The organism is Thauera sp. JM12B12, from assembly GCF_039614725.1.
GTDB lineage: Bacteria > Pseudomonadota > Gammaproteobacteria > Burkholderiales > Rhodocyclaceae > Thauera.
The window spans coordinates 3,996,033-4,016,338 of sequence record NZ_CP154859.1; the positions used below are offsets into that span (position 1 = coordinate 3,996,033).

Consider the following 20,306-nt stretch of genomic DNA (forward strand, 5'->3'; position numbering starts at 1 on the left):
TCAGCCCTGGCGGCGCAGATCGAGGGTGAAGGGGAAGTCGGCGTTGCGCGCAGCCGGTGGCGGGGCGATCGGGCCGGGCGTGTGGCCGGTGGTGGTGAAGCGCGCCAGGCGGCGGCCTTCGGCCTCGTAGGGATTCACCGGATAGGTCTCGTAGTTGCGCCCGCCCGGATGCGCCACGTGATACACGCAGCCGCCCATCGAGCGCTGCATCCAGCCATCGACGAGGTCGAACACCAGCGGCGCATGCACGCCGATGGTCGGATGCAGGCAGGACGGCGGCTGCCAGGCGCGGTAGCGCACGCCGGCGACGAACTCGCCGACCGTGCCGGTGGGCTGCAGCGGCACGGCGCGGCCGTTGCAGGCGAGCACATGGCGGTCGTCGTTGAGACCGGAAACCTTCACCTGCAGGCGCTCCACCGAGGAATCGACATAGCGCACGGTACCACCGGGCGCGCCCTCCTCGCCCATCACGTGCCAGGGCTCGAGCGCCATGCGCAGCTCGACCTCGACGCCACGCGCGGCGAACGCGCCGTACTTCGGGAAGCGGAACTCGAAGTGCGGTGCGAACCAGTCGAACTCGATCGGGTAGCCGAACGCACGCAGCTCGGTGACGACGTCGCGGAAATCTTCCGCCACCCAGTGCGGCAGCAGGAAGCGGTCGTGCAGCTCGGTGCCCCAGCGCCGCAGGCGGCCGGGGGCGTAGGGCTGCTGCCAGAAGCGCGCGATCAGCGCGCGCAGCAGCAGCTGCTGGGCGAGGCTCATGCGCGCGTGCGGCGGCATCTCGAAGGCGCGCAGCTCGAGCAGGCCGAGCCGGCCCGTGGCGGTGTCGGGGCTGTAGAGCTTGTCGATGCAGAACTCGGCGCGGTGGGTGTTACCGGTGGCGTCGATCAGCAGGTTGCGCAGCAGGCGGTCGATGAGCCAGGGCGGAACCTGGGCACCGGGCGCCGGCATCTGCTGGAAGGCGACCTCCAGCTCGTGCACCGAGTCGTGGCGCGCCTCGTCCACCCGCGGCGCCTGCGAGGTGGGGCCGATGAAGAGCCCCGAGAACAGGTAGGACAGGCTGGGGTGGTTGTGCCAGTAGCTCACCAGGCTGCGCAGCAGGTCGGGCCGGCGCAGGAAGGGCGAATCGGCCGGCGTGGCGCCGCCGAGCACGAAATGGTTGCCACCGCCGGTGCCGGTGTGGCGGCCGTCGAGCATGAACTTCTCGGTCGACAGGCGCGACTGGTGCGCTTCCTCGTAGAGCGTGCTGGTGCGCTCGACGAGCTCGTCCCAGCTCGCCGCGGGGTGGACGTTGACCTCGATCACGCCCGGGTCGGGGGTGATGCGGAAGCTCGCCAGGCGCGGATCGGACGGCGGCTCGTAGCCCTCGAGCACCACCGGCAGATCGAACTCGGAAGCGGTGTCCTCGATCGCGGTGACGATCTCGAGGTAGTCCTCCAGCGCCACCGTCGGCGGCATGAAGAGGTAGAGCAGGCCGCCGCGCGGCTCGGCGCACATCGCGCTGCGGGTGATCCAGGCGGCGGACTCGTGCCGCCGCGGCGCGCGCGCGGGGTCGATGCGCTCGTCACGCGTCGCCAGCGCCGCCTCGGCGGCACCGGGCAGCGGCACCGCGGCCTCGCCCTGCGCGCCATGGAAGCCGGCATGCTCGGCGCGGCCGGGGGTCCAGCCGCCGCCATGGGCGGTGAAGCCCAGCCCGCTGTCGGCGCCGATGGTGGCACTGCCGGCGGCACCCGCGGGGCGCAGCTGCTGACGCAGCTCGGCGTGTGCAGGCAGCACCGGGAAGGCCTGGTTGGGGTCGGCGGCGTGGATCCACGGATAGTCGCCCTTGGCCGCCCAGGGCTGGGAGTCGAGCGGCAGGCGATAGCCCACCGGCGAGTCGCCGGGAATCAGGTAGAGGCGTTCTGCGCGCAGGAACCACGGCCCGCTCTGCCAGCGCGAGCCATTGCCGGCGCCGCCGACATGCTGGCGCACGATCGGCAGCACATGGCCGATGACCTGCTTGAGGCCCTGATCGAAGATCTTGGCCAGGCGCGCGCGCTCGAGCGGATCGTCGACGCGCGAATCGTGCGGATCGACGTTGGTCGGCAGCCGGCGCTCGCGCCACAGGTAATACCAGGCGTCCTCGAAGGCGGGCATCATCCACTGCGTATCCACGCCCAGGCGCTCGCCGACGCGGGCGAGGAAGCGCGCCGCCATCGCCTCGTCCACCGCCGTGGCGGACAGTTCGCGCGCGAACAGGTCCGGATTGCGCCAGATCGGTTCGCCGTCGCGCCGCCAGTAGCAGTTCAGCGACCAGCGCGGCAGCTGCTCGCCGGGGTACCACTTGCCCTGGCCGAAGTGCAGCAGGCCTTGCGGCGCATAGTGGTCCTTGAGGCGGAACATCAGGTTCTCGGCCAGCGTGCGCTTGCTCGGCTTGCTCGTGTCGCGATCCTGGGGGTCGAGCGCATCGCTGTTCCAGGCCGCCCCGTCGCGGTCGTCGAGCGACACGAAGGTCGGCTCGCCCCCCTGGGTGAGGCGGACGTCGTGCGCCGTCAGGTCGCCGTCGATGCGGTGGCCCAGGGCCTCGATCGCCGCCCATTGCTCGTCGCTGTAGGGCTTGGTGACGCGCGGCGCCTCCCATACCCGCTCGACCTTCATGTGGTGCTCGAATTCGCACTCGCACTCGTCGGAAAAACCGGTGATCGGCGCCGCCGACGAGGGCTCGGGCGTGCACGCCACCGGGATGTGGCCCTCGCCGGCGAACAGGCCCGAGGTCGGGTCGAGGCCGACCCAGCCCGCGCCGGGCAGATAGACCTCGCACCAGGCGTGCAGGTCGGTGAAGTCCACCTCGGTGCCGGACGGCCCGTCGAGCGACTTCACGTCAGGGGTGAGCTGGATCAGGTAGCCCGACACGAAGCGCGCCGCCAGCCCGAGGTGGCGCAGCAGCTGCACCAGCAGCCAGGCCGAGTCGCGGCACGAGCCGCTCGCCAGCGTCAGCGTCTCCTCCGGGGTCTGCACGCCCGGTTCCAGGCGGACCAGGTAGCGGATGTCCTGCTGCAGGCGCTGGTTGAGTCCGACCAGGAAATCGACGCTGGCCTTGGGTTCGCGCGGGATGGACTCGAGGTAGTCGAGGAACCTGGCCCCCAGCGCCGGAGCGGGCGCCTTCACCAGATAGGGCGCGAGCTCGACGCGCAGCCCGTCCTCGTAGGCGAAGGGGATCTTCTCCGCCTCCGGCTCGAGGAAGAAGTCGAAGGGGTTGATGACCGACATCTCGGCCACCAGGTCGACCTCGATGCGCAGCTCGGTCGTCTTGTCCGGAAACACCAGCCGCGCCAGGTAATTGGACTGCGGGTCCTGCTGCCAGTTGATGAAGTGGCCGGCAGGCTCGACCTTGAGCGAATAGGCGAGGATCGGCGTACGGCAGTGCGGTGCCGGGCGCAGGCGCACGACCTGCGGCGACAGGTTCACCGGGCGGTCATAGCGGTAGTGGGTGACGTGGTTCAGCTTGACGTGGATGGACACGAGGGCCTCGCAAGGAGCAGAAATGGCAGCGCAAGCTCCCAGCAAGAATCATGCAACACACGTCAGGGGCGTCATCGCAGTGCATTCGCCGCGATTTTGCCACCTCCGCGCGAGGCGGGCGCACCAAGGCTGCCCATGCGCGCACCAGCCTGGTGCCTCATGCGCACGACGACCGCCCCGGGTCGAGACCGACCCACCGTGAAGTTGCCCGCCGATCGGCCCGATGCCCCCTTCGGCCGGGCGGATGACCGTATCGAGGCCACGGCCGGATGGGTCGTGCGCGACCCACCTCAATCCCGGCACAGATCCCACGGGACACAGAAGAAAACAAACAAACCATTGTTTTACTTGCATTTTATTTGCTCACCTGCCTCTTGGCACGCATTTCGCGTGGCAACCCGCGAAATCCGGATCGGGAGACTGCCACCATGCAGGATCGACAGCTCGGGGAGCTAATGGAGGCCATTGAGGCCTACCTCGCGTGTCACCCCGAGGCAGTCGACAGCGAGGAAGGCATCGCGCGCTGGTGGTTGCGCAGTCGGGGGCTGGAAGCGACGGCGGAGGACGTCCGGACGGCGCTGCAGCGCCTGATCGCATTCCGGACCGTGCGCGTCACCCACACCCCCGACGGGCGCAGCGTGTATGGCGCCGCACCGCGACCGCCCCCGGACCGGGCGCACTGAGTGAGGACGCAACAGACGCACTGATCGACGGACGCAGCAGGCACACCCCGGTTGGCACAGACAGGCGCAAGGCGAACGATGGCAAACGTTTTCGGCGTGCATTCGGTAGGAAGCTCGATCGTGACCTTCCTGCGCAACACCTACCCCGGCCCCGGGGCGGAGCGCGCGCTGCCGGCCTGCGATTTCGAGCTGGTGAGCGCCGGACAGCTCGCCGGCGACATCGAGGAAGGCAACCGCATCACGCTGTTCCTGTACCGCATCGCGGTCAATGAGCACCGCCGCCAGAGCCCGCGCATGCGCGAGGGCGACTCGGGCGCCGGCCCGCTCGCCCTCGACCTGCACTACCTGATGAGCGCCTGGGGCATGAGCGCCGAGGAGGAGCAGGTGTCGATGACCTGGGCGCTGCGCCAGCTGCACCAGTACCCGGTGCTCGATGCCTCCTCGCTGACCCCGGACGCCGGCTGGGACGGCGAGGAAGTCATCCAGATCGTGCCCTCCGAGCTGCCCACCGAAGACCTGATGCGCATCTGGGACGCCCTCGCCCCGGCCTACCGCCTGTCGGTGTCCTGGGTGGCGCGCCTGGTGCGGATCGACCCCGACACCGACGATGCCAGCTACCGCCGCGTGGTTGCCGCGCGCTTTGCCTATGGCAGGGAGGCCTCGTGAGCAGGCCGGCCCCCCACGCCCCCGAACTGTTTGAACTCGAACGCTTCGAGTGGCGGGTGCTGGCCGCGCTGCGCCCGATCGACGCCACCACCGGCGCCACCATCGAGGCCCCGCTGCGCATCACCGGCGAGGGCGCGCGCATCGTGCGCAACCGCAGCGGCTTCCATGTGGTGCACGAATGGACGCGGCTCGCCGCCCACGCCACCGAATTCCTGCAGCCGCCGGCCACCCCGGCACTCGGCAGCGAAACCCTGCAGGTCCGCATCGACGACCCGAGCGGGCGCTACCTGCCACGGCTGGCCGCGCTGGGCCTGCCGCGCAACCCCGACGGCGACGCGCCCGATTCGCTGTTCGACGCGATCGACATCCCGCTCTACCCGGCGCCGAGCGCGGCGCTGGGCACCAACTGGTGCGCGCTGCGCGTCAGCGTCGGCGCCCAGCCCAGTGGCGACGCGCTCGGTGGGGCGCTGCTGCGCGTCGTCGCCGGCGGCCGGGTGCTGGCGCGCGGCCTCAGCGACTGGCGCGGCGAAGCCCTGGTGGCAGTGGCCGGCGTACCGGTAACCACCTGGTCGGCGGATGCCGACGCGGTGGTCGCCACCCATGTCGATGCCGTGCTCGAGGTCTGCCACGACCCCGATCTCGGCAGCCGCACCCCGATCGCCGTCGTGCGCGACGGCCGCCCGCCTGCGCAGCGGCCCTGCGTGGACCCGGCCGATCTCGAAACCCGCCGCGCGACCCTGCCCTCGGCGCAGGCCGCCGTGCAACTGCGCGCGCGCGCCACCCTCAAGCTCACCCTGGGCCTCGACCTGCCATGAGATCGGAGTCCGCTTATCTGGGCGTGAATACCGCCCGGCACGCTCGATAAAAGGAGACCAGCCATGCCCGAGTACCTTGCTCCCGGCGTCTATGTCGAGGAAACCAGCTTCCGCGCCAAGTCCATCGAGGGCGTGGGCACCAGCACCACGGCCTTCGTCGGCCCGACGCGCAAGGGCCCCTACCGCGTGGACACCGACGCCCAGGAAGTGCCCGAGCTGCTCACCAGCTTCGGCGACTTCGAGCGCATCTACGGCGGCATCGCCGACTTCGACTTCAGCCCCGCCACCAACTACCTCGCCCACGGCGTGCGCGCCTTCTTCAACGAGGGCGGCTCGCGGCTCTACGTCTCGCGCGTGGTCGGCGGCGGGGCCGGCACCGCGGCGGGCAACGTCACCGCGGACGGCACCCCCGCGGCACAGGCAGTCGCCTTCCAGGCGCGCTTCCCCGGTGCCGTCGGCAATGGCCGCATCATCGTGCGCGAGGTGCTCGCCCCGGTCGCGCTCACCGCGATGACCAACGCCCCGGCCGGCAGCCTGCTCGCCACCGGCGCCGGCGCGGCCACCGCCTGGCACCTCAAGGTGGGCGCCACCTGGCACCCGGCGGCCAGCCCCGGCGATGCGGCCGAGGACGAGGCCACGCTCGCCGCGGATACTCCGCGCCTGGCCACCCTGCTGGTGATCGCCATCGACGCCGACGGCGAGGACCTGAGCTACGAGGGGCTGGGCTTCGACCGCAGCCACCCGGCCTGGGTCGGCCACGTCATGTCGGCCACGCCAGGACGGCGCGCGGATCACCTGCAGAACCTGTTCGCGATCAGCATCGGCGCCAGCGTCAGCGCGCTCGACCTGCGCAACGCCCTGTTCGCCGGCGCCGCGGCCAACGCCGCCGGCGAGCTCGAGGCCAGCTTCAGCCTCGAGGACGGCAGCGACGGCGCCGCGCCGGCCGCGGCCGACTACGCGCTGGCGCTGGGCGAGCTCGCGGGCCTGGAGGACATCTCCATCGTCGCCGCCCCCGGCGCCTCGGCCTACGCCGACGCCCAGGCCATCAACAACCTGCTGATCTCGCATGCCGAATCCCGCCGCGCCTACCGCATCGCGGTGCTCGACCTGCCGCCCGACCAGCTGCCCGGCCAGGCACGCACGCTGCGCGGCCTGATCGACTCGCGCTACGCCGCGGTGTACTACCCCTGGGTGGTGGTCTCCAACCCGCTCGCCCGCCCGGGGCGCGAGGACATCCCGCGCGAACTCGCGTTGCCGCCCTCGGGCTTCGTGTGCGGCATCTATGCCCGCAACGACGTCGAGCGCGGGGTGTGGAAGGCGCCGGCCAACGAGGTCGTGCGCGGCGCGCTGCGCTTCGAGCTCGACATCAACTTCGCCCAGCAGGAGATGCTCAACCCGATCGGGGTGAACTGCCTGCGCTACCTGTCCGGGCGGGGTTTTCGTGTGTGGGGCGCGCGCCTGGCCTCGTCAGACCCCGAGTGGAAGTACGTCAACGTGCGGCGCTACTTCAACTACCTCGAATCCTCGATCGACCGCGGCACGCAGTGGGCGGTGTTCGAGCCCAACGGCGAGCGCCTGTGGGCCAACGTGCGGCAGACGATCTCCGACTTCCTCTACAACGAGTGGCGCAACGGCGCGCTGCTCGGCACCAAGACCGAGGAAGCCTTCTTCGTGCGCTGCGACCGCAGCACCATGACCCAGAACGACCTCGACAATGGTCGCCTGGTGTGCCTGATCGGCGTGGCGGTGATCAAGCCGGCCGAATTCGTCATCTTCCGCATCGGCCAGAAGACCGCCGATGCCCGTGCCTGATCGAGGAGGACTGAATCATGGCTGAACGCATCACGCCCTATGGCGCCTTCAACTTCATCGTCAACTTCGACGGCGGCGAGGAGTTCGGCGGCTTCTCCGACGTGTCGGGCATCGGTACCGAGGTCACGGTGGCCGAATACCGCGCCGGCAACGACAAGGAAAACCACGTGCGCAAGGTCGCAGGCATCCACAAGGTCAGCGACGTCACCTGCAAGCGCGGCATCGTCAACTTCGACAGCCTGTGGGCCTGGATCGAGCAGACCCGCACCGACGGCCCGGCGGCGCAGAAGACGATCGCCATCACGCTGATGGACGAGGCCCGCAACCCGGTGCGCACCTGGCTGCTGCGCGGCTGCATCCCGATGAAGTACACCGGCCCCACGCTGGCCGGCAAGGGCGGCGGCGACGTGGCGATGGAAGAGATCGTGCTCTCGGCCGAAGGCTTCGAGATCCAGGCCTGACCGGCCACCGCCCCCGGCATCCTGACAGGCATCCCGACCGAGCACCGCCATCATGAGAGGCCTCGCCTTCGAGATCGCGCCCCCGGCGCTGCAGGCCGACCCCAACCGGGTCGACATCGCCTGCTTCGTCGGCTTCGTCGGCCGCCGCCCCGGCGCGCTGCCGGCGGCGGTGCGCACGGCGCTGGCGCGCGCGCGCTGGACCGACGGCCCCTGGGCGCGACCCGCGGCGGAGATCGACGGCCTGCTGCAGCTGCCGGTGGCGGTCGATGGGTGGACTGCCTTCGACGCCCTCTACGCCTGGGACGAGCGCCCGCTCGGCGGCGGCCGCCAGCGCTGCGCCAGCGCGCTCGGCGCGGCGGTGCGGCGCTTCTTCGCCAGCGGCGGCCGACGCGCGCTGATCGTGCGCTGCGGCGACCCCTGGCCCTGGCTGGAGCCGGCCGCCGAGCGTGCCGCCCGCCGCGAAGAACGCCTCGCGGCCCTGCTCGCCCCGCAGGCGAGCGCGATGGACCCCGCATCCTGGCGCGGCCTGGGCCATCTGCACGGCCTGCCCGAGGTCAGTCTGGTGTGCCTGCCCGACCTGCCCGACCTCTGCGCCGCGCCGCCCGAGGCGCTGGCGGTCGCGATCGAGCCGCCCGCCTCACCCGAGGTCTTCGTCGCCTGCAGTGACAACGTCGCACCCGCGGTCGAGCAGGATATCGGCCTGCGCGATCTCGCCCCGCCGCGCTGCGATGCGGCCGGCCTCGCCGCCTGGCGCGACGCCCTCGGCCAGGCGCGGCTGCAGCTCGCCCGCCATCATCGCGAGAAGCTGCTCGTCGCCAGCCTGCCGCTGCCGACGCGCGATCTGCACCAGCCCGGCAGCCAGGCAGACGCCCGCGCGCGCACCGACTACCTCGCCCACCTCGAGCAGACCGGCGTGCTGGCCGCGCCCGACACCACCGGCACCGGCACCGCGAGCGCCTTCATCCAGCTCGCCTGGCCCTGGCTCCGGACCGCGCAGGCGCATGACCTGCCCGGCGAGCTCGAGCCGCCCGAGGGCCTGCTCGCCGGCCTCATCGCCCACAACGCGCTCGCCCGCGGCACCTTCCGCTCGATCGCCGGCACCCCGCTGCCGATGGTGTCGGGCAGCGAGCCGGTGCTGCCGTGGAGCGCCATCGCCCCCAGCCCGAGCGATGCGCTCGCCCGCCGCGTGTGCGTGATCGCGCCCCAGCCTGGCGGCTGGGCCCTGCAGTCCGACGTCAGCACCGCCACCGACGAGGCCTGGCGCGCCGGCGGCGTCACCCGCCTGCTCGGCGCCGTGCTGCGCGCCGCGCGCACGGTGGGCAGCAATGCCTTGTTCGAGGCCAGCGGCCCGACGCTGTGGCACAGCGTCGCGCGCAGCCTGGAGCACACGCTGACCGCCTTCTGGCGCGAGGGCGGCCTGGGGGGCAAGGACCCCGCCGAGGCCTTCAGCGTGCGCTGCGACCTCACGACGATGAGCCAGAACGATCTCGACAACGGCCGCCTGCGTGTCGAGGTCAGTCTGCTGCCGCTGGCCGCCATCGAGCGCATCACCGTGGTCCTCGAACTGGGTGGCGGCAGCGCGTCGGCCACCGCGCCCGCGCTGGAGGTGGCGTGATGGCCGAGCCCCTCGACAGCAGCAGCCAGGAACGGCTCGATGCCGCACCGCTCGGCGTGTTCCGCTTCCATGTCAGCTTCCGCAAGCAGCCGATCAAGGGCGCGACCGGCGCCGAGGTGCCGCTGTGCGAGGGCGCCTTCGCCGAATGCACCGGCCTGGAGGCGACCATGGAGCCCAAGGTGATCAAGGTGGGCGGCGCCAACTACGGCGCGGTGCAGCGCGCCGGCCCGGTCAGCTTCGCCACCGTCGTGCTCAAGCGCGGCATGACGCGCGGCCGCAACGGCCACCAGGCGCTGTGGGACTGGTTCGCCAAGGTCGCCGGCGGCGCCTATGCCTACCGCATGGAGGTGGAGATCGAGATGCGCAACGGCCGCGACGAGCCGGTGCTGCGCTGGGCGCTGCGCCGTGCGCTGCCGGTCAAGTTCAAGGCCGCCGACCTCAACGCCAAGGGCACCGAGGTCGGCATCGAGGAACTGCACCTGGCCCACGAGGGCCTGGTGCTGGTGAGCTGAGGACCCGGCCATGCCGCAGCTGCCCGCCGAACTCATCGACGAACCCGCCAGCTTCGAGACGCTGACCGGGGAGAAGCTCACCGTTCCGGTGCATTTCAACCCGGCCAGCCTGCAGTACACCGTCGCCAACACCCTCAAGGAAGAAGGCAAGGGCGCCAAGAAGAAGCAGTACGTCAGCCAGACCACGGCCAAGCTGACGATGGACCTGGTGTTCGACACCACCGACAGCGGCGAGGACGTGCGCGTCACCACCAACAAGATGGCCAAGCTGCTGCAGCCGGTCGCGGCCGGCGGCGACAAGAACGTGCCGCCCACGGTGCGCTTCAGCTGGGGCGCCTATGCCTTCACCGGCATGGTCGAGCAGTACAAGGAGACGATCGATTTCTTCGCCGCCGGCGGCATCCCGCTGCGCGCCTCGATCAACCTCACGCTGTCGAGCCAGGACGTGGTGTTCGACAGCGGCACCGCCAACCCGGCCTCGGTCGACACCGATCTGCCGGCCGAGCCGGTGGTGGCGCCGGGATCGGACGATGCCGCCGGTCCGGGCGGGGCGCAGGGCGTGGCCAATGCCGCCGGCGATCCACGTGCCGCGCGCGCCATCGCCGCCGCGAACGGCGCGGACAGCCTGCGCTTCGGTGCCGGCGCGAACCTGGCGGTGGGCGCCTCGGTCGGCGTCGGTTTTGCGGCGGGCGCGTCTGCGAGCGTCGGCTTCTCGGCGGGGATCGGGGCCTCGGCGGGCGCGGGTTTCTCGGCCTCGGCGGGGGCAGGCTTGTCCGCTTCGGCCGGCCTGTCTGCGGGCGCAGGCGCGAACCTGTTGCCCCCCGCTGCCTTCGCCAGCGGCGGGGGCGGCTTGAGCCTGGGCGCGGGCGCGGGTGCAGGCCTGGGCCTGTCCGCCGGAGGGGGATTGTCCGTGGGCGCAGGCGCGAGCGCCGGCTTCGGCGCGGGCCTGAGCGTGGGCGCGAGCGCGGGGGCGGGCCTCAGCGCCGGCGCCGGTGCGAGCGCCGGCTTCTCCGGGCTGCGCATGGAGACGAACCAGAGCACACGCAGCCTGAACACCGCGGCGCTGCTGCCCACCGCGGCCGGCGCGGACTTCGGCGCCGCCGGCGGTGCCAGCGTCGCCGCCGGCGGCCGGCTCACGGCGGGCAGCGGCGGGCTGAAGGCCGAGGTCGGCGCCGAGGCCGACTTCGTCATCGGCGGCCGCTGACGCGAGGAGGACACCACCATGCCGATCATGATCGAAGAGATGCACACCCAGATCCGCCCCGAGCCCGAGCCGGCTGAGCGTGACACGGGCCGCGGCTCCGGTGCTGCCGGGGACGGACTCGGCCCGGCGCTGGGCACCGCGCTCGCCGAGCAGATCCGCCGCGAACTGCGCCTGCGCGAGGAACGCCGCCTGCGCTGGCAGGCGGACTAGGAGCGGCACCATGAGCACCGAGACCTCCGTCAGCCAGACCGCCGTCTATCGCGCGCGCCCCACGCTGCGCCTGGCGGGCCAGGCCGACGAACGCGCCTCCGAGCTGCTGATCGGCATGTGCATCGAGGAGACCGAGGGCGGCATGAGCACCGCCGAACTGCGCTTCTCGAACTGGGCGAGCACCCGCGACGGCAACGCCGAGCCCGCCTTCGAGGACGGCAGCCGGCTCGCGCTCGGCACCGCGATCGAGGTCTATGCAGGCGACGAGGCCCAGGCGCGCGAGCTGTTCCGCGGCGTGGTCAGCGCGCTCGAGGCCGAGTTCGTGCAGGGCTCGCCGCCCGAGCTCGTCGTGCTCGCCGAGGACCCGCTCGGGCGTGCGCGTATGGCGCGGCGCAGCAAGGTGTTCACCGACCAGAGCCCGGCCGACGTGGTGCGCGCGGTGGCGGGCGAACTCGGCCTGCGCCCGACGGTGCAGGGCCTCGACGCGCCGGTGGCGACCTGGGCCCAGCTCAACGAGAGCGACCTCGCCTTCCTGCGCCGCCTGCTCGGTCGCTTCGACGCCGACCTGCAGATCGTCGGCGAGGAGTTGCAGGTCGCGCCGCGCGGCGAGGTGCGCCGTGGCGAACTCACGCTCGAACTGCACGGCCAGCTTGCCCGCGCCCGCGTCACCGCCGACCTCGCCCACCAGGTCAGCCGCGTCACCGCCGGCGGCTGGAACCCGGTCAGCGGCAGCACCGTCAGCGGCGAGGCCACGCGCTGTGCCCACGCCGGCCCGGGCAGCGGCACCAGCGGCGCGGACTGGCTGACGCGCGCGCTCGAAGCACGCAGCGAACACCTCGGCCACCTCGCGCTCGCCACCGACGAAGAGGCGAGCGCGGTCGCCGCCGCCGCCTTCGACCAGCGCGCGCGCCGCTTCGTGCGCCTGGACGGCATCGCCGAGGGCAACGCCCAGCTGCGCGTCGGCACCCACGTCGCCGTCAGCGGCCTGTCGCCGCGCTTCGACAACACCTATTACGTCGTCGAGGCCCGCCACCGCTACGACATGCAGGCCGGCTACCGCACCGAGTTCGTCGGTGAGTGCGCCTGGCTGGGAGGCCGCTGATGGACCGCGCCCCGCACTTCCTCGCCGCAACCGGGTGGATGCAGTCCGCCACGCTGGCGCGCGTGGTCAGCCTCGACGACCCCGAGTCGCTCAACCGCGTGCAGGTGCGCCTGTTCGCGCTCGACGGTGCCGACCAGCAGGACGCGCCGCTGTGGGCGCGCGTGGTCTGCCCCTTCGCCGGCGACCAGCGCGGCGCCTTCTTCATGCCCGACGTCGACGACGAAGTGCTGGTGGTGTTCGTGCAGGGCGACACCCGCTACCCGCTGGTGCTGGGCGGGCTGTGGAACGGCAGCGCCGCGGCGCCCGCCGACCTGGGCAGCGAGGGCAACCGCTTCAAGCGCATCCGCTCGAAGAACGGCGTGGTCGTGACCCTGGACGACCAGCAGGGCCAGGAAAAGCTCGTGCTCGAGACCCCCGCCGGGCAGAAGGTCACGCTCGGCGACGGCCCCGGCACGATCACGGTCGAAGACAGCAACGGCAACCGCGTGGTGATGGATTCCAGCAGCATCGCCTTCACCGCCGCGGCCAAGCTCAAGATCGACGCACCGCAGGTGGACATCACCGCCGGCATGGTCAACGTCAACACCGCGATGGCCAAGTTTTCCGGCATCGTCAAGTGCGAGGTGCTGCAGACCACGGCGGTGGTGTCGACCAGCTACACGCCGGGAGCGGGGAACATATGGTGACGCACCCCCACGAGGTCCTGCTCGGACCGCCGCGCGACGTCGCCGCCTGGCCCGACCAGGGCTGCGGCGCGCCTGCCATCCTGCAACGCAGCGACGACGACTTCATCCCAGCGGTGCTGGCCGCGCTGCGCGAGCCGGCGAGCCGCAGCGCGCTGCGCGACCACCTGGTGCGCAGCACCACGCTCGCCGCCGGCGCCGACACGCGCCCGCCCGGCAAGCGTGCTGCGGGTCGCGGCCTGCTCGACTCGCTGCGCGCGGCCCGCGGCCGCATGGGGCTGCCCGGCGGGCGCCGCGAGGCCCCCGCGGCCGACAGCGGACGGGAGAAGGCCGCCGCCGGCGAGGACCGCGCCGCCGCGCTCGACGGCCTCCACCGCGCGGCGCGGGGCCAGACCGTGCTCAAGCTGTTCCAGCCCATCCAGCGCCAGTTCCACCTCGCCGTCATGGAAGCGCGCTGCGACACGCCCGGGCTGCCGCGCATCGACCCGGCGAAGGTGGAGTCGGCCGGGCTGGTGATCCGCCGCCTGCGCAACGACAAGGGCCGCGAGATCCGCCAGGGCTGGATGCGCGCCGCCGACGGCGTGCGCGGCTGGGTGCAAGTCGACAGCAGCGATGAGCCGCTGCCGCCGCGCCACGACCCCGACGCCCGCCGCCGCCTGAGCCGCCCGGGCACGCGCCAGCCCGCGCTCGACCGCGAGGTTCTGGCCCTGATCAGCGCCCGCGAGGAGGCCGTGCTGAGCGAGGAGGTGGTGCCGATGTTCATCGCCCCGCCCGAGGTGTGCGCCGCCGCCGGCGCCACCCTGCTCTACGGCCTGGTGCCCACCACCAGCAGCGATCGCGCGGAGGGCGGTGCCCCCGCCTTCGACGACGAAGGCTTCGGCGCCAGCTCGAGCGCCTTCACCACGCACCTGGTCGGCCCGCTGCGCGGCCTGCCCGACAGCTTCCCGCGCCCGGGCCAGGTCGTCACCGAAAGCCTCGCCACCCTCGCGCGCACCCCGGGCACCGACCAGGCCGCAATGCAGCGCCTGCTGCTGCTGCTGCGCCAGCTCGCGGTCGAGTTCGGTGCCTTCGAGGACGCGCCCGAGGCCGAGGCCCTGCTGCAGGTGCTCGACGGCATCGGCCTGCCGCTGGCCGACGCCGCCGGCAAGCCGATCGAGGGCACCACGCCCGCCGGAGATTTCCTGCGCGAGGCCACCGCCATCCTGCTCGACGGCGACACCCCGGCGCATCCGCCGACCATGCCGCTGGGCTGGCCGGCGCTCGACGCGGACACCGCCCAGCGCCTCGCCCAGGCCCTGCACGCCTGCCTGCTGCGCCGCTTCGAGGCGCTCGCCGGCCAGGCCGGACGCTACGACGAGCAGGACGCGCAGTACGTGCTGCGCGCCTTCGTGCGCCTGAAGCCCGAGGGCCCCTGCCCGGCACGCACGGTGTGGAGCGCCTACAGCCCGCGCTTCGTGATCGCGCCCTGGTACGAGGGCAGCGGCGCCCCGCCCACCCAGGTGGCGATGCCCGACCCCACCGACAAGGCCACGCTCAAGAAGCTCAAGCCCAACGTCGCCTTCACCGTGCCGGCCGCGATGCAGCACCTGCTCTCGGGCGACCCGCTCGACATGCTCGAGGGCAAGAAGCCCGCCGGCCAGGGCCTGGACATCGGCTGGATCTGCGGATTCAACATCCCGATCATCACGATCTGCGCCTTCATCGTGCTCAACATCTTCCTGTCGCTGTTCGACCTCTTCCTGCGCTGGATGATGTTCTTCAAGATCTGCATCCCCTTCCCGAAGAAGAGCGGCGGCGATGGCGGTGGAGGTGGCGGATGAGCACCGGCCCGCTCCCGCGCCCGCTCGTCGGCTGGCCGCTGTTCGCCGTGCCCGACGCCGACGGCCGGCTCGACTGGCCCTCGGCCGAAGCCAGCGTGCGCCAGTCCATCCGCGTCATCCTCAGCACGCGGCCAGGCGAGCAGCTGATGCGGCCCGAGTTCGGCGCCGGCGTCGACCGCCTGCTGCACCAGCCCAACAACCTCGCCACCCGCCGCCAGCTGCGCGACTGGGTCAGCGCGGCACTCGAGCGCTGGGAGCGGCGCATCCTGCTCGACCGCGTCGACGTGCTCGAAGTCCCCGACCGACCGACCGAACTGCGCGTGGAAATCGCCTACCGGCTCGCCCGCACCGGCAGCCCCGGCGCAGTGGCGGTGACCGTCCGACTGGAGGAAGGCTGACATGCCCATCCTGCCACCCCGCCTCGACGACCGCAGCTTCGACGACCTGCTCGAGGATCTGCTCGCCCGCATCCCTGCGCACACGCCCGAGTGGACCCACCCGCGCCTGGGCGACCCGGGGCGCACCCTGCTCGAGCTCTTCGCCTGGCTGGGCGATGCGCTGCTGTATCGCGCCAACCTGATCCCCGAGCGCCAGCGCCTGGTGTTCCTGAAGCTGCTCGGCCAGGGCCTGCGCCCGGCCCAGCCAGCCTCGGCCCTCCTCAGCCTGAGCTTCGCCCAGCCCACCGAACTCGCCGGGCTCACGCTGGCCGCGGGCGCGACGATCAAGGGGGCGCTGCCCTTCGAGACCCTGGCCGAGACCACCGTGCTGCCGATCAGCGCCGAAGCCTGCTACAAGCGCCCGCTCGACGAGGCCGACAGCGCCCGCATGGCCGAACTGATCGACGGCCTGCAGCGGGTGCACCGCATCGACGGCGCAGCGCGCGGCTATCAGGTGACGCCGCTGTTCGAGGACGGCCAGGCGGTGGGCGAGGGCGTGGACGTGTTCGCCGACAGCATCGACCGCGCGCTGTGGCTGGCCCTGCTCGCCCCGGCCGCGCGCCCCGAACAGCAGGCTGCGGTGAACGCCGCCGCGCGCAGCGCTCTCGGCGGCGGCGACAGCGGCGCCGCCGCGCTGCTGTCGGTCGGCGTGGTGCCGGAGATCGCCGCGCCCGCGCTGTTCGAGGAGATCGGGCCGCGCGCCCGCATCCCGGTGATGTGGGAGATCGTCACCCAGGGCGCCAACGGCGTCGATGCCGACTACCTCACGATCGAACCCTTGCCCGGCGCGCTCAACGACACGACCGCCGGCCTCACCCGCCCCGGCGTGCTGCGCCTGCCGATGCCCGACGAGGCGCTGATCTGGGCGCCGTCCAACGACGTCGGCGACAACCCGCGCGCCGGCGTCGGCGACAACCCGCCGCGGCTCGATGACCCCGAGCGCGCCGCGCGCCTGATCGGCTGGCTGCGCCTGCGGCCGCGGCCCGGCAGCGGCGTCGAGCAGCTCAGGCTGTCGTGGATCGGTGTCAACGCGGTCGAGGCCGACCAGCGCAGCACCATCGCCGGCCGCGTGCTCGGCGTGTCCACCGGCGCCGCCGACCAGGTCTTCCAGTTACCGGCCGGCTCGGTCGATGCAGCGAGCCTGCGCATCGAGGTCGAGGAACCTGGCCGCGGCTACCAGCAATGGACGCGGGTCGACGAGCTCGCGGCGATCTCCGCCGACCCCGTCGTCACCCGCGAGACCGGCGCCTTCGAGCTCGACGCCGAGGCCGGCACGCTGCGCTTCGGCGACGGTGTGCGCGGCCGCGTGCCGGAACGCCAGATGCGCGTCCGTCTCGCCCATGGCCGCTTCGGCGGCGGACGGGCGGGCAACCTGCCGGCGGGCAGTCTCACCGAGCTCGCCACCGCCCGCGTGGTCGGCAGCCCGCGCGCGCTGCCGGCGATCAAGGTGCATCAGCCGCTGGCCAGCGCCGGCGGCGAGGACGCCGAGACCCTGGCCGTAGCCGAGCGCCGCATCCCCGCCCTGCTGCGCCATCGCGAGCGCGCAGTGACCGCCGAGGATTATCGCCGCCTGGCGCAGGAGGTGCCCGGCACCGAGGTCGGCCGGGTGGACGTGCTGCCGCGCTTCAAGCCGCGCGAGCGCCGCTTCGACGTGCCCGGCGTGGTCAGCGTGATGGTGCTGCCGGCGCGCGCGCTCGGCCCGGCGCCCAATCCGCGCCCCGACCGCCCCTTCATCGAGCGGGTGCACGCCCACCTCGCCGCGCGCACGCCGCTCGCCACCGAGTGCTACGTGATCGGCTGCGAATACCTCGCGCTGGGTCTGTCGGTGGCGGTGGTCATCCGCGACGGCTTCGCCCGCGACGCGGTGCTGTTCGAGGTCCGCGAGGCCCTGCGCCGGCTGCTGTGGCCGCTGCCACCCCTTGGCCCCACCGGCAGCGGCTGGCCGCTGCGCCGCCCGGTGCGCGAGCGCGAGCTCGAGGTCGAGGTGTCGCGCGTCGCCGGCGTGGCCGAGGTCGCCGGCCTCAACCTGTTCGAGCGCGCGCAGATCGACGGCGAGAGCACCTGGCGCCTGCTGACGCGCAACACCACCGACGGCTCGCAGCAGCTCGAGCTCGCGCCCTGGCAGCTCCCCGAGCTGCTGAGCGTGCAGGTGATCGAGGTCGCGGCCGGCAGCGCGGGCGGCGCGAACGCCGCGCCGGAGTCGCTCGCCGCGCTGCCCAACCCCTTCGCCGACGAGACGGCGGTCGCGGTGCCGGTCGTGCCCGAGGTGTGCTGATGGACGCCAACCGCCAGCGCTTCTGGTTGCTCGCCGACGACCGTCACTGGCCGGGGCGCAGCCACGCCGACTATCGCGAGGGCTGCCGCGCGCTGCACCTGGCGAGCGAGCGCAGCCTCGGCGCGATGGCCGCGGATGCCGCTGCGATCGCAGCTTCTGCGCTCGAGCGCCTGCCGCACGCGATCGACCGCGAAGGCGCCATCGCCTGGTGGGACGAAGCCGCCGGCGCGCTGCAGGTACGCAGCCATCTGCCGGCGCCGGCCACCCTGCTCGAGCTGCCCGAGCGCCCGCAGGATTTCGCCGCCGGTCACGACGACGTGCTCTACGTTGCGCTCGCCGGACGCGTGCTGCTGCACGACCTGCGCGCGCGCTGGCCCGACTTCATGTTGCCGACCCCCGGTTTCCAGGCCTGGCGCATCGCCGCGGCGGCCGACGGGGGCGCCTGGCTGCTCGAGCGCGGCAGCGGCCGTCTGGCACGCCTGCGCGGCTGCATGCACGCTGCGCGCCCGGCGGCCGACTACGCCAGCACCACCTTCCGCCCCGAGCCCGAGAACGCCGACGCCCCGCGCCTGCAACTGGCACCCGCGCTGGACTGGCCGGCGGGCGAGCGTCCGCAGGCACTGGCGGCCGCCGCGGACGGCCGCCTCGCGCTGCTGTCCTGGTCGGGCGACGGCGCGTGCCGGCTGCGCCTGGTCGAGGCCGACGGCGCCGTGCTGGGCGCGCCGCAGCAGCTGGCGCAGGTGCGCTTCGCCTATGCGCTCGACTGGCTCGCCGATGGCGCGATCGCGCTGCGGGTGCCGGGTCGGCGCGACGCGCCGGTGTTCCGCCCGCGCGCCACCAGCGAGGCGCTCACGCTGCAGCCCGGCGGCGACATCTACCCGCTGCAGGCCGAGGCCGAAGAGGCCCCCTTCGCCCATCGCCTCGACCAGCCGCCACGCTATCCGGTCACCGGTCCGGGGCTGGAACCCTTGCACCGGCTGTCGGTGTCCCGGCTCGCCCGCCGCGGCGAAGCCGCCAACTTCGGTGCCGAGCGCCACCATCTGATCGACAGCGGCGATCCCGCCACGGTGTGGCACCGGCTGTACGCCGAGGCCCGCATCCCGGCCGACTGCGGCTTCGTGGTGTGGCTCGCCGCCACCGCCGAGCCCTCGCCTGACGGCGTCGTCGACTGGGAACCCCATGTGTTCGGCGCGGTACCCGCCGAGGAGCTGCCCGCGGGGCCGCTGCCGCGCGCCGCCTGGGAGCGCCTGCCCTCCGAGCTGCCCGGCCATTCCGGCCTGGGCGCCTGGGGCGCGCCCCAGCCCGGCCGTGCCGGCCTGTGGACGGTGCTGGTGCAGCGCCACGGGCGGCGCGTGCGCGCGCTGCGCGGACGCTACCTGTGGGTGCGCATCACGCTGCACGGCAACGGCCGCGACTCGCCCGAGATCGCCGCGCTGCGCGCCTACGGTCCGCGCTTCCCGGTTCGCGACCAGTACCTGCCACGGCTCTATCACGAGACCGAGTTCGGCGCCGCCGCCGATGCTCGCGTCGCCCCCGGCGAGCCGCAGAGCACCCCGGCGGACTTCCTCGAGCGCTTCCTCGGCAACGTCGAGGGCTGGCTCACCGCGCTCGAGGACCGCGTCGCCGCCGCACACCTGGTCACCGACCCCGACACCGTCGCCGAGCCCGGGCTGGACTGGCTGGGCAGCTGGATCGGCGTCGCCTTCGACCCGGCGCTGCCCGCCGCGCGGCGTCGCGACTGGCTGCGCCACGCCGCCGAGCTCGCGCGCTTCCACGGCACCCGCCGCGGCCTGCTGCTGGCGCTCGACATCGCCACCGACGGCGGTGTGCGCGCCGGCCGCATCGTCGTCGTCGAGGGCTTTCGCATCCGCCGCCTGCTGGCGACGCTGCTCGGCGTCGACCTGAGCGTCGAGGACGACCCGCTGCTGCCCGGGCTGGTGATCAGCGGCAACTCGGTGGTCGGCGACACGCTGATCCTGGCCGAGGCCGAGCGCGTCGAGCTGCTCGCGCTGTTCCGCGACGAAGTCGCCAGCGCCAGCGAGCGCGAGGCCGTGCTCGCCTTCTACGAGCGCCTGGCCTACCGCACGCTGGTGCTGGTGCACGGCGACCAGGAGCACGAGGGGGCACACGGCCTGCTGCGTCGCATCGTCGAGCTCGAGGCGCCCGCCCACGTCGAGGTGCAGATCGCCCACGCGACCTGGCCGCTGCTGACCGGCATCGCCAGCCTGGTCGGGGTCGACACCTGGCTCGGGCCACCCCGCCCCGTGCAGCCCGCGCGCGCCAACCGCAGCACGCTCGGCAACGGCGACCGCGTGCTCGGCGTCGGCAGCCTCGACCCGCGCCTGTCGGGCGCGCCGGCCGCCCTCGCCGCCTCGCCCGCGCCGATCGCCGATGCCGGCGCCGACACCCGCGTGCCCCACGGCCGCAGCTTCATGCTCGACGGCAGCCGCTCGCGCGCCGCCCCCGGCCGCCGCCTCACCGAGTACCGCTGGCGCCTGCTCGACTAGCCC

The 20,306-nt window shown here is 73.1% G+C and carries 16 protein-coding genes; 15 read left to right on the top strand and 1 reads right to left on the bottom strand.

What is annotated here, in order from left to right; all coding sequences use genetic code 11:
* A complete protein-coding gene (locus AAG895_RS18120; RefSeq protein WP_345793365.1) occupies nt 1-3,501 on the bottom strand; it encodes a transglutaminase family protein in 3,501 nt (1,166 codons plus the stop codon).
* Nucleotides 3,502-3,929: 428 nt separating this feature from the next.
* Here AAG895_RS18120 and AAG895_RS18125 point away from each other — a divergent pair, with 428 nt between their 5' ends.
* From AAG895_RS18125 to AAG895_RS18195, 15 genes are all read left to right on the top strand, one after another.
* Entirely contained in the window at nt 3,930-4,184 is a 255-nt protein-coding gene (locus tag AAG895_RS18125) for a hypothetical protein (protein WP_345793366.1), read from the top strand.
* Between the two features lie 78 nt (nt 4,185-4,262).
* Nucleotides 4,263-4,850 (top strand): DUF4255 domain-containing protein, encoded by a 588-nt coding sequence (locus tag AAG895_RS18130; protein WP_345793367.1) that lies wholly within the window; start codon nt 4,263-4,265, stop codon nt 4,848-4,850.
* Nucleotides 4,847-5,665, top strand: coding sequence for a hypothetical protein (locus tag AAG895_RS18135; protein WP_345793368.1), 819 nt, complete (start codon nt 4,847-4,849; stop codon nt 5,663-5,665). Before AAG895_RS18130 ends, AAG895_RS18135 begins: the two co-directional genes overlap by 4 nt.
* Before the next feature lie 63 nt (nt 5,666-5,728).
* A complete protein-coding gene (locus tag AAG895_RS18140) occupies nt 5,729-7,477 on the top strand; it encodes a phage tail sheath subtilisin-like domain-containing protein (RefSeq protein WP_345793369.1) in 1,749 nt (582 codons plus the stop codon).
* Between the two features lie 17 nt (nt 7,478-7,494).
* Nucleotides 7,495-7,938, top strand: coding sequence for a phage tail protein (locus AAG895_RS18145; RefSeq protein WP_345793370.1), 444 nt, complete (start codon nt 7,495-7,497; stop codon nt 7,936-7,938).
* A 52-nt stretch (nt 7,939-7,990) separates the two neighbouring features.
* Nucleotides 7,991-9,553, top strand: coding sequence for a hypothetical protein (locus AAG895_RS18150; protein ID WP_345793371.1), 1,563 nt, complete (start codon nt 7,991-7,993; stop codon nt 9,551-9,553).
* Nucleotides 9,553-10,065 (top strand): phage tail protein, encoded by a 513-nt coding sequence (locus AAG895_RS18155; protein ID WP_345793372.1) that lies wholly within the window; start codon nt 9,553-9,555, stop codon nt 10,063-10,065. The genes AAG895_RS18150 and AAG895_RS18155 overlap by 1 nt, the downstream gene beginning before the upstream one ends.
* Before the next feature lie 10 nt (nt 10,066-10,075).
* The gene (locus tag AAG895_RS18160; protein ID WP_345793373.1) at nt 10,076-11,269 is read left to right on the top strand and encodes a hypothetical protein; all 1,194 of its coding nucleotides are present in this window, start codon (nt 10,076-10,078) and stop codon (nt 11,267-11,269) included.
* Between the two features lie 18 nt (nt 11,270-11,287).
* Nucleotides 11,288-11,479 carry a hypothetical protein gene (locus AAG895_RS18165; protein ID WP_345793374.1) on the top strand — a complete coding sequence of 64 codons (192 nt, stop codon included), beginning with the start codon at nt 11,288-11,290 and terminating at the stop codon, nt 11,477-11,479.
* A gap of 10 nt (nt 11,480-11,489) precedes the next feature.
* Nucleotides 11,490-12,581, top strand: a complete 1,092-nt coding sequence (locus AAG895_RS18170; protein WP_345793375.1) for a contractile injection system protein, VgrG/Pvc8 family — start codon at nt 11,490-11,492, stop codon at nt 12,579-12,581.
* Nucleotides 12,581-13,267 carry a phage baseplate assembly protein V gene (locus tag AAG895_RS18175; RefSeq protein ID WP_345793376.1) on the top strand — a complete coding sequence of 229 codons (687 nt, stop codon included), beginning with the start codon at nt 12,581-12,583 and terminating at the stop codon, nt 13,265-13,267. Before AAG895_RS18170 ends, AAG895_RS18175 begins: the two co-directional genes overlap by 1 nt.
* A complete protein-coding gene (locus AAG895_RS18180) occupies nt 13,261-15,084 on the top strand; it encodes a hypothetical protein (RefSeq protein WP_345793377.1) in 1,824 nt (607 codons plus the stop codon). Before AAG895_RS18175 ends, AAG895_RS18180 begins: the two co-directional genes overlap by 7 nt.
* The gene (locus AAG895_RS18185) at nt 15,081-15,482 is read left to right on the top strand and encodes a GPW/gp25 family protein (protein ID WP_345793378.1); all 402 of its coding nucleotides are present in this window, start codon (nt 15,081-15,083) and stop codon (nt 15,480-15,482) included. The genes AAG895_RS18180 and AAG895_RS18185 overlap by 4 nt, the downstream gene beginning before the upstream one ends.
* 1 nt (nt 15,483) lies before the next feature.
* The gene (locus AAG895_RS18190) at nt 15,484-17,796 is read left to right on the top strand and encodes a putative baseplate assembly protein (protein WP_345793379.1); all 2,313 of its coding nucleotides are present in this window, start codon (nt 15,484-15,486) and stop codon (nt 17,794-17,796) included.
* Nucleotides 17,796-20,303 (top strand): phage tail protein, encoded by a 2,508-nt coding sequence (locus AAG895_RS18195; RefSeq protein WP_345793380.1) that lies wholly within the window; start codon nt 17,796-17,798, stop codon nt 20,301-20,303. Before AAG895_RS18190 ends, AAG895_RS18195 begins: the two co-directional genes overlap by 1 nt.
* The last annotated feature ends 3 nt before the right edge of the window (nt 20,304-20,306 follow it).